This window comes from Bradyrhizobium guangdongense, from assembly GCF_006483445.1.
GTDB lineage: Bacteria > Pseudomonadota > Alphaproteobacteria > Rhizobiales > Xanthobacteraceae > Bradyrhizobium > Bradyrhizobium guangdongense_A.
The window spans coordinates 1-7204 of sequence record NZ_PPPT01000158.1 but is presented as its reverse complement, the minus strand read 5'-3'; the positions used below and the strand labels follow the sequence as shown (position 1 = coordinate 7204).

At 63.9% G+C, this 7204-nt stretch carries 9 protein-coding genes; 4 read left to right on the top strand and 5 right to left on the bottom strand.

Annotated elements, in window-relative coordinates; all coding sequences use genetic code 11:
* Positions 1–83 precede the first annotated feature (83 nt).
* Positions 84–302 (bottom strand): CsbD family protein, encoded by a 219-nt coding sequence (locus tag C2U70_RS22745; protein ID WP_140980653.1) that lies wholly within the window; start codon positions 300–302, stop codon positions 84–86.
* A 126-nt stretch (positions 303–428) separates the two neighbouring features.
* Here C2U70_RS22745 and C2U70_RS22740 point away from each other — a divergent pair, with 126 nt between their 5' ends.
* From C2U70_RS22740 to C2U70_RS22730, 3 genes are all read left to right on the top strand, one after another.
* A complete protein-coding gene (locus tag C2U70_RS22740) occupies positions 429–941 on the top strand; it encodes a cupin domain-containing protein (protein WP_140980652.1) in 513 nt (170 codons plus the stop codon).
* An 81-nt stretch (positions 942–1022) separates the two neighbouring features.
* The gene (locus tag C2U70_RS22735) at positions 1023–1451 is read left to right on the top strand and encodes a VOC family protein (RefSeq protein ID WP_140980651.1); all 429 of its coding nucleotides are present in this window, start codon (positions 1023–1025) and stop codon (positions 1449–1451) included.
* Between the two features lie 36 nt (positions 1452–1487).
* The gene (locus C2U70_RS22730) at positions 1488–2126 is read left to right on the top strand and encodes a glutathione S-transferase family protein (protein ID WP_140980650.1); all 639 of its coding nucleotides are present in this window, start codon (positions 1488–1490) and stop codon (positions 2124–2126) included.
* On the opposite strand, the gene C2U70_RS22725 is transcribed toward C2U70_RS22730, so the two are convergent.
* Both C2U70_RS22725 and C2U70_RS22720 read right to left on the bottom strand, forming a co-directional pair.
* On the bottom strand, positions 2123–3310 hold the full coding sequence (locus tag C2U70_RS22725; RefSeq protein ID WP_140980649.1) for a hypothetical protein: 1188 nt from the start codon (positions 3308–3310) through the stop codon (positions 2123–2125). The genes C2U70_RS22730 and C2U70_RS22725 overlap by 4 nt on opposite strands.
* A gap of 2 nt (positions 3311–3312) precedes the next feature.
* Entirely contained in the window at positions 3313–4017 is a 705-nt protein-coding gene (locus tag C2U70_RS22720) for a FecR family protein (protein ID WP_246666832.1), read from the bottom strand.
* Positions 4018–4235: 218 nt separating this feature from the next.
* Between C2U70_RS22720 and C2U70_RS22715 the strand changes: the two genes are divergently transcribed.
* On the top strand, positions 4236–5498 hold the full coding sequence (locus C2U70_RS22715; RefSeq protein ID WP_246666831.1) for a phospholipid carrier-dependent glycosyltransferase: 1263 nt from the start codon (positions 4236–4238) through the stop codon (positions 5496–5498).
* Between the two features lie 51 nt (positions 5499–5549).
* On the opposite strand, the gene C2U70_RS22710 is transcribed toward C2U70_RS22715, so the two are convergent.
* Entirely contained in the window at positions 5550–6194 is a 645-nt protein-coding gene (locus C2U70_RS22710) for an OmpA family protein (RefSeq protein WP_140980647.1), read from the bottom strand.
* A 147-nt stretch (positions 6195–6341) separates the two neighbouring features.
* Positions 6342–7204: ABC transporter permease (locus C2U70_RS22705; RefSeq protein ID WP_140980646.1), on the bottom strand; the 863-nt coding region annotated here is incomplete at its 5' end.

Below are 7204 nucleotides of genomic sequence, written 5' to 3'. Positions count from 1 at the left end.
AAGCCCGGGCATGACGATGAAACTGCAAAAACACAAAAAAGACCGGCCTCGCGGCCGGTCTTTTCGCATTCAACTGATACGCATCACTCCGCCGCGCGCTTTGCGGCGGCCGCGGCACGATCAATCGCCTCCTTCGCGGCGTCCTTGGCGTCGCCCATGGCCTGCTGGCCCTTGCCCTTCACTTCCTGGACCACGCCTTCGCCCTTCAGTCGGTCGGAACCGGTGGCCTCGCCGATACCCTGCTTGGCCTTGCCGATCGCCTCGTTGGTGGCGCCCTTGATCTTGTCGGTCGTGCTACCCATGAAACTCTCCTTCCAGTTCTATCGGCAAGACAACGCAGACCTGCTGCGAGAGTTCCTATTTTGGGATGGCTTGATGCCGCAGCATTCGTTAGCGTGTTCCTCACGGAACCAACAGAAAGCAAGACAATGAGCGGCCACGATCACACGCATTCCCACCATGACCACGATCATGACGATCGCTGGAAGCATGACGGCGTGCGCGTCATTCCCGGCAACCAGCTCGACACCAACGTGCCGTCGACGCCGGGCATGGATCGCGCCGCCGCGATCAATTTTGCGCGCGTCGGCGCGCAGAAGCTGTGGGCCGGCACGGTGCACATCAAGCCGGACGCCAAGACCGGCGCGCATCATCATGGCCATCTCGAAAGCGTGATCTATGTGGTGAAGGGAAGAGCGCGGATGCGCTGGGGCGAGAGCCTGCAATTCACCGCGGAGGCCGGCCCCGGCGACTTCATCTTCGTGCCGCCCTACGTGCCGCATCAGGAGATCAACGCCAGCCCCGACGAGGTGCTGGAATGTGTGCTGGTGCGCAGCGACGGCGAGGCGGTCGCGATCAATCTCGACATCGAGCCGGTCGAGAAGCCCGAAACCGTGCTGTGGGTCGATCCGGTGCACCGGGATCCGAACGAGAAGAAGTAATCTCAAAAAAAATCTCGAGACGCTGTCGGTTTGCCGCGTCCCGCGTCGTCCTTGGACAGAACCCCTCGCAAGGAGCCTTTGATGTCCAGGATGATCTTCGTCAATTTGCCCGTCGCCGACCTCGCCCGCGCCACCGCGTTCTATGAGGCGATCGGCGCCACCAAGAATCCGCAATTTTCCGATGACACGGCGTCCTGCATGGTGGTCTCCGACACCATCTTCGTCATGCTGCTGACGCACGACAAATTCAAGCAGTTCACGCCGAAGTCGATCGCGGATGCCAAAAAATCGAGCGAAGTGCTGCTCTGCCTGTCCGCGGACAGCCGTGCCGAGGTCGACGACATCGTCGGCAAGGCCAAGACATCAGGCGGTATTGCAGATCCCGGCCCGAAGCAGGATTTTGGTATCATGTACGGACGCAGCTTCGAGGATCCGGACGGCCACATCTGGGAGGTGATGTGGATGGATGTCGCGGCCGCCACCACGCAGCCCGCCGCGGCCGACGCCTGATTGCAGGCGATGATTGTCGTCGGGAGGAGCCTGACAATGACGATCACCATTACAGCGTTTGAACGCTCACCCGATGGCGGCAAGGGATTGGCGCGCGATACGCGGGTGCGCTGGGCGCTCGAAGAAGTGGGGCAGCCCTACGAGGTTCGCCTCGTGTCGTTTCGTGCGATGAAGGAGCCTGCGCATCTGGCGCTGCATCCCTTCGGCCAGATTCCGACTTATGAGGAAGGCGATCTCGCCCTGTTCGAGACGGGGGCGATCGTCTTCCACATCGCCGAGCGCCATGGGGGTCTGCTGCCCGAGGACGCCAATGCGCGGGCGCGCGCGATCACCTGGATGTTTGCTGCGGTCAACACCGTCGAGCCTGCCATCCTCGAACTCGTGACCGCCAAAATCGTGGAGGGCGACAAGCCCTGGACCACGGAGCGCCTGCCTTTGGTCGTGGATCGCATCCACGACCGCCTGAAGCCATTGTCCGCGCGGCTCGGCAGCGCTGACTGGCTCGATGGTGCCTTCAGCGCTGGCGACCTGATGATGGTGTCGGTCCTGCTGCGCCTGAAACCATCGGGCCTTATCAACGCCTATCCGAACCTCGCCGCCTATGTCGCCCGCGGCGAAGCGCGGCCGGCCTACAAGCGGGCCTTTGCCGCGCAGTTGGCTGTCAACGCCGGCTAGTAATTGATCCGCAGCCCCACGCCGCCATGGATCGTGTTGCCCACCGGCTGCGGGCCGAGCGTGCCGTTGGCGAAGAGATCGACGATCCAGCCCTTCTGCACGCGGAAGCCGAGACGGCCGCCATATTCGAACCAGCCTTGATTTCCGATGGTTGGCACCACGGTGCCGTTGCCGGTCACGGTCGCGACGATGCCGCTGTGGGTCCCGAACGATTGCACCCAGCCGCCGTTGATATTGGCTTCGATGTTGCTGCCGTAGAGATGCGTCCACTGGCCGCCGATCTTGACGAGGCTGGTGCGGTCGGTGCCGGTTGCGATCGTCGCATCGAACGGATTGAAGGCTGATGCCGCGTCCGTGTAGCCGGAGACGCGCTGCCACAACTGCCAGAACTCGACTGAGGCCGCGACCTCGTCGCGCGGCGACACCCGGCTCATCCACCCCGCACGGCCGTAGACGGCATAGTTCGAGGCATTGGTCGCGCTCGTCACGCTGACGGGCCCGAGGCTCGTCGTATAGGTGCGGGTGTAGCGCACCTTCTCCCAGGGCGTCAGGATGGTGCCGACGTCGAAGAACGGCCGTGACGAGCCCCAATCGGTGAAGTCATAGCGCAGCGCAAAGGCGCCGATCGGCGCGCTCGTCACCTTGTAGCCGCCCTCGTTGTACTGCGTGTAGGCGAGGCCGGCGAGCAGCGACAGATTGTTGGTCAGCTCCTTGCGGCCGTGGATGCCGGCGGAGAACGAGCCGGCCGAACCGAAGGCGCTGATGCAGTCGCTGCAATTGACCTGCTCGTTGACCCCCAGCAGCACGTTGCCGAGCACGCGGTTGGTGATCATCTGGTTGAAGCGCTGATTGGCGAGATCGCCGACCGACCCGCCGCCGGAATCCGAACTCGTCGGGTTCACCGGATTGGGGCTCGGCGAAGGGGCCGGGCTCGGAGACGGCGAGGGCGATGGTGACGGAGCTGGCGTCGGTGTGGGTGTCGGCGTCGGCGTCGGCGTCGGTGTGTAGGTCGGGGTCGGCGACGGCGATGGCGAATAGGTGGGCGTCGGCGTGGGTGACGGGCAGTTGAATTCACACCCGGCTTGCGCGGAGGCAGGACGCGTATCGACCGCGATCAGTGCGAGCATCGTGGCCGCGGCGAGCGCAACCGCGAGCAGGGCGATGCGGAGCTTCGATGCCACCATGGTCAGCGCCCGCACAGCATGCCGTCGTCATGGACGGCGGGCGTGATAGTGGGCGAGGCGTCGGCATATTGATTGACCGAGCACAGGCCGGGCGATGCGCTGCAGTTCGCGGCGAACGTCCAGGGCGGGGTGCTGGTCTTGGTGATGGTGACCTTGCCGCCGACCGAGGTGATGATTGCGGTGTCGCCGGGCTGGGTGAGCTGGATGCACTGGAGCGTCAGCGTGCAGACCGTGGCGGCGCCATCCTGCAGCACCACGACGGAGCGGCCGCGCTGCGCCAGAATGTCGAGCGTGGTGCCGCGCACGCCGATCGTGGCGAGCGGCGTGGTGATCTTGTAGGCGGCCTTTTCCGAATGTCCGGTGACGAAGCGGAAAGCGCCCGAGGTCATGCGGATCGCGACGTCGCGATAGCTGTGCTCGTCGTTGAAGACGGTGCGGTCGAGTTTTAGCGTTGCGCTCGGTCCGAGCGACAGATTGGTGCTGTCGGCCATGACGAAGCGCGCCGCGCCGTCAGAACCCGTGCGCACGGTCTCGTCGCGCAGCATGCTGTCGCCGACCTTGATCTGCGTGGCGCTCGCGGCAACGCGCACGACCTCGTTCTGGATCACGACGGCTTCGCCGACGCGCGTCTGCGCCTGCGCCGACAGCGTCGCGCAGACGAGGGCAAGCGATGAGGCAGGGAGAAGTACGCGGAGGCGCAAATTCATTTCATAACCGATCGATGTGTCCCGTATCGTACCGGATCGCACGCAGTTTTGATGTTGTAGAATTATCACAAGCATCTCGGCACGCGCGCTATGCTTAGTGACAGTTGCGGCAAAATGCGTTCAAAGCAGAAAGCGAAGAATTTTTTGTCCGCGGTGAGCCAAATTTGCCACGCAAAATATCCCCACAAGCGTCGCGTGAAACCGCGTCAGTTCCGGAGGTGTCGCGGAGCGCAGTCCTCGCTGTCGCGATATTCCTGATCGCGCATCTCGTGCTGCTGATCGGAATCAGCACGCCGGAGAAGTTCGTCTTCGACGAGGTGCATTACGTTCCGGCCGCGCGGCAGATGCTGCAGCCGGTATTGCCGAAGCCCGTGCTCAATCCGATGCATCCGCCGCTCGCAAAAGAGCTGATTGCGGTCTCGATCGCCGTGTTCGGCGACAATGCGCTGGGCTGGCGCTATCCCGCGACGCTGTTCGGCGCGCTCGCGATCGTCGCGATCTATCTCTGCGGGCTTGCGCTGTTCGCAAGCCAGGCGCCTGCGATCGCGGCGGCGCTGATCGCGATCTGCAACCAGATGCTGTTCGTGCAGTCGCGCATCGCCATGCTCGATATTTTCGCGCTGGCCTTCGGCCTCCTCGCCACCGCCGCCTTCATGCACGGCTTTCGCAAGGAGAGGCCGCATCTGTTGTTCGCGCTCGCGGGCGGCCTGTTCGGCCTTGCGGCGGCGTGCAAATGGAGCGGCCTGTTTCCGCTGGCAACCTGCATCGCGATCGTCGCGATGGTTCGTCTGCTGCAGTCCTGGCGCGTGACCTTTGGCGATGCAAAACCAAACGACTGGTATCATCAGGACCTCTGGCCCGACTTCAGGCTGCAGCATTTTGCGCTCTGCTTCGTGGCGCTGCCGGCGCTCACCTATCTTGCGAGCTTCGTGCCGCTCTACGGGCTGTCGCCGTCCGAGCTGATCGAGGCGCAGCGCAGAATCTTTGCCGACAACACCACGACCGCGATTGCCGGCCACACCTATCAGAGCTCGTGGCCGTCCTGGCCCTGGCTCGCGCGCCCGGTGTGGTTCCTGTTCGACAAGACGGCCGAGGATCGCATCGCCGCGATCGTATTCCTGGGTAATCCCTTGGTGCTGTGGCCGGCACTCGTCGCGCTCGTCGTCGTCGCACGCGACGTCATCGTCGCACGGCGCTGGGACGCGTTCCTGATCCTGGCATTTTACCTCGGGCCGTATCTCGCCTGGGCGCTGCTGCCGCGTACGCTCGGCTTCATCTATTATTATCTGCCGGCCGCGACCGCCGCATCGCTCGCGCTGGTCTATGTCCTGCAACGAGGAAAGATGTCGCATCTGGCGCTGTGGGCCTATGTCGCGGCAGCCGCGATCGGCTTTGCCGTGATGCTGCCGGTCTCGGCCGCCTTCGTCGGCACCTCGATGCAGAACTTCAACCGCTTGATGATTTTTCAGAGCTGGATATGAAAACGCCCGCCGCGGGGAACGGCGGGCGTTTCGTCCGTGTCTGCTTCGAGATTATTTCGAAGCGGTGTTCTGGGCTTCCATGTTCACGACCTGGACGCGACGGTTGATCGGGTCGGCGCCGTTGGCGGTGTCCTTCAGCTTGGTCTTGCCGTAACCGACCGTCACGAGGTTGGTGCCGGTGAGGCCGTACTTCTCGACCAGGAACTTCTTGATCGTGTCGGCGCGACGCTCGGAGAGGCCCTGATTGTACTCTTCGCCGCCGATTGCGTCGGTATGGCCGGCAACCACGAAGGTCGAGCCCTTGAGTGACGGATCCGAAAGCGCCTTGCCGAGCGCCTGCACCGACGGCACCGAGGTCTTGGCGATGTCGGCCGAGTTGTAGTCGAACTGGATTTCCAGGTCGATCTTCGGCTTGCTGGCGGCAAGCTCGGCGATCTGCTCACGCTCTCCGGTCGACAGCGAGCGCGTCGAACGATTGCGCACGGTGTTGAGGAAGGTCGCTTCCTTGGCTTGCGCCGCGGTGTCGGCTTGCGGACCAGCGGACAGGCCGCGGGTCAGCGGCGCCTTCGGCTTCAACGCGTCCAGGATCTGGCCCGACGTCACGTTGTCGCCGGCCAAAGCCAGGCCCGCCGAAAGAGAGAGCGCGGCCGTCAGGGTAATCGCCTTCAGTCCAAAGTACTTATCGAAATGGGTCATGGTCGTATCCTCGCTGTAACGCCTGATGGCGATTTGATGCTGCGAGCCTAGGTCGGGTTCAAATGGTCGGATGTGATGCGCATCACAGTATGGGCTGCTTGATCTACAAGGGAATTTTAGCGCCGATCGCGCGCTGACGGCAATGATTTACCGTCGGCGGCCGAAAACCGAGGCCAATTCGGCCGGCATGCCGCCGATCCGGCCCTCCTTGAGTGAGACGAAGATCACACAGAGCAGGCAGACGACGTAAGGCAGGCAGGAAATCAGGTAGGGCGACAGCGTCAGGCCGGTTGCCTGAAGGCGCAGCGTGGCCGCCTCGCTCAGCCCGAACAGCAGCACCACCGGCAGCACCAGGAACGGATTCCAGCGCGCCACGATGACGAGCCCGACCGCGACGAAGCCGCGGCCCTTGGTCATCTCGTTGGCCCAGGTCTGGGTGTAGTCCACCGACAGGATCGCGCCGGCAAAGCCCGACAATAGCCCGCCGACCAGAATGCCCTGTGCCTGCACCAGCATCGGCCGGATGCCGAGCGCACGTGCCGTCTGGAAGGATTCGCCGACGATACGCCAGCTCAATCCGGTGCGGGTGCGATAGAGCCAGAGACCGGCGATCAGCACGATGAGAATGGCGAGCGGCGCAATCGGCGTGAGCTGGGTCAGGATGGGGCCGAAGAAGGGAACGCCGGCAAAGTTGCTCCCGGCGAGCGGCGCAAGGCCCGCGACCTTTCCACCGATGGCGGTGCGGCCGAAATAGGAGGTGAGGCCGAGCCCGAGCGTGAACACCGCGATGCCGCTGCCGATCTGGTTGGCGTCGCAGCCGAGGCACAGCGCGGCGTGAACGAACGACAGCAGGAGTCCGGCGGCTGCGCCCGCGGCAAAGCCGAGCACAGGGCTGCCGGTGTGCGCGGCCACTGCAAAGCCGACGCAGGCGCCGCACAGCATCTGGCCCTCGATGCCGAGATTGACGATGCCGACGCGCTGGGTCAGCGTCTCGCCGAGCGTCACCATCA

Bases quoted from the DNA above. Each gene is read 5' to 3' on its own strand.
- C2U70_RS22745 (WP_140980653.1), bottom strand. From the start codon at position 302: ATGGGTAGCACGACCGACAAGATCAAGGGCGCCACCAACGAGGCGATC.
- C2U70_RS22740 (WP_140980652.1), top strand. From the start codon at position 429: ATGAGCGGCCACGATCACACGCATTCCCACCATGACCACGATCATGAC.
- C2U70_RS22735 (WP_140980651.1), top strand. From the start codon at position 1,023: ATGTCCAGGATGATCTTCGTCAATTTGCCCGTCGCCGACCTCGCCCGC.
- C2U70_RS22730 (WP_140980650.1), top strand. From the start codon at position 1,488: ATGACGATCACCATTACAGCGTTTGAACGCTCACCCGATGGCGGCAAG.
- C2U70_RS22725 (WP_140980649.1), bottom strand. From the start codon at position 3,310: ATGGTGGCATCGAAGCTCCGCATCGCCCTGCTCGCGGTTGCGCTCGCC.
- C2U70_RS22720 (WP_246666832.1), bottom strand. From the start codon at position 4,017: ATGAATTTGCGCCTCCGCGTACTTCTCCCTGCCTCATCGCTTGCCCTC.
- C2U70_RS22710 (WP_140980647.1), bottom strand. From the start codon at position 6,194: ATGACCCATTTCGATAAGTACTTTGGACTGAAGGCGATTACCCTGACG.